Origin of the sequence: Streptomyces sp. WM4235, from assembly GCF_001279725.1 — a bacterium.
Lineage (GTDB): Bacteria > Actinomycetota > Actinomycetes > Streptomycetales > Streptomycetaceae > Streptomyces.
The window spans coordinates 1-256 of record NZ_LGDE01000405.1 but is presented as its reverse complement, the minus strand read 5'-3'; the positions used below and the strand labels follow the sequence as shown (position 1 = coordinate 256).

Genomic DNA, 256 nt, shown 5'->3' with positions numbered 1-256 from the left:
GGCGGCGGCGGACTCCGGCGCGGACGCGATCCATCCCGGGTACGGCTTCCTGTCGGAGAACGCCGACTTCGCCCAGGCCGTCCTCGACGCCGGTCTGACCTGGATCGGACCGCCGCCGCAGGCCATCCGTGACCTGGGTGACAAGGTCGCCGCCCGTCACATCGCCCAACGCGCCGGCGCCCCGCTGGTCGCCGGGACCCCCGACCCGGTCTCCGGGTCGGAGGAGGTCGTGGCGTTCGCGAAGGAACACGGCCTC

At 74.2% G+C, this 256-nt stretch carries 1 protein-coding gene; it reads left to right on the top strand.

Going from position 1 to position 256, the window contains the following annotated elements; translation table 11 throughout:
• Positions 1–256 (top strand): biotin carboxylase N-terminal domain-containing protein (locus ADK55_RS23885; RefSeq protein WP_324611201.1); only part of this gene is annotated, 256 nt, incomplete at both ends.